The organism is Streptomyces tyrfis, assembly GCF_037034285.1.
Classification (GTDB): domain Bacteria; phylum Actinomycetota; class Actinomycetes; order Streptomycetales; family Streptomycetaceae; genus Streptomyces.
In genome coordinates this window covers 1-1,171 of record NZ_JBAGJZ010000114.1, presented here as the reverse complement: position 1 = coordinate 1,171, position 1,171 = coordinate 1, and the positions used below count along the sequence as shown (strand labels likewise).

Annotated in this window: 1 protein-coding gene; it reads left to right on the top strand. The window is 67.8% G+C overall.

Translation table 11 applies throughout. The features are described from left to right. Positions 1-68: 68 nt before the first annotated feature. Positions 69-1,135, top strand: a protein-coding gene (locus WA762_RS35885) for an IS630 family transposase (protein WP_443080756.1) whose coding sequence is annotated in 2 segments (ribosomal slippage) — positions 69-512 and positions 515-1,135 — 1,065 coding nt in all. Because the reading frame shifts where the segments join, the coding sequence is not laid out codon by codon here. Positions 1,136-1,171: the final 36 nt, after the last annotated feature.

Here is a 1,171-nt window from a genome sequence, read left to right as displayed (position 1 = left end):
GTTACTGAGGTTGAACTCGTGGTGTCGTAGGGGCTGACGGCTTGTCGTTCGTGCGGTATCACCGATGCATGCGGTATCCACAAGGGGGCGGGCTGACCGCCGAACGGCAGTTGTTCCGCGAGGAATTACGGCTCCAGGCGGCGGAGCGGTTCGCCCGGGGCGAGGCGAGCTCGGTGATCGCCAGGGACTTGCGGGTCAGCGTCCGCTCAGTGCAGCGATGGCGGCAGGCATGGCAGGAGGGCGGTCCGCGGGCTCTGCGGTCGCAGGGACCGGCGTCGCTGCCGAGGCTGAGCGAGAAGCAGTTCACGCAACTGGAGGCGGAGCTGGCCAAGGGGCCGGCCGCGCATGGGTGGGAAGATCAGCGCTGGACTCTGAGCCGTGTGAAGACGGTGATCGGCCGGCGCTTCCATATGACCTACACGATTCAGGGCGTGCGCAAGCTGCTGGTGCGCAACGGCTGGTCCTGCCAGGTCCCGGCCCGACGCGCCATCGAGCGGGACGACGACGCGGTGGCCGGATGGGTCAAGGAGGTGTGGCCCTGCGCGGAAGGCTCGCGGCGGCTCGTGGAGCCTGGCTCGTCTTCGAGGACGAGGCCGGTTTCTCCATGACGCCGCCGCAGGCGAAGACCTGGTCCCAGCGCGGCCGGACTCCGGTGGTACGGGTACGCGGCCGGTCCCGCAGACGGATCTCCATCGCCGCCCTGACCTGTTACAAGCCCGGCCACCGGTCCCGGCTGATCTACCGGCCACGCCGGGACGACGGCCGCCGCGACGGGCGCAAGAGCTTTTCCTGGCGTGACTACCGGGACCTGCTGACCGCCGCCCACCAGCAACTCGGAGGCCCGATCGTGCTCATCTGGGACAATCTCAACGTGCACAAGGCCGCCGGGCTCCGGGAGTTCGCCGAAGCCCGGGACTGGCTGACCATCTACTACCTGCCGCCCTACGCGCCCGACCTCAACCCCGTCGAAGGCATCTGGTCACTTCTGCGATGCGGCTGGCTCTCCAACGTCGCCTTCACCACCCCGGAACACCTCATCCAACGCATCCGACGCGGCCTACGGCACATCCAGTACCGCAGCCACCTCATAGACGGCTGCCTCGCCGAGACCGGCCTGACCATCAGGCTTACCTGACCGACCATGCGACATCACGAGTTCAACCTCAGTAGT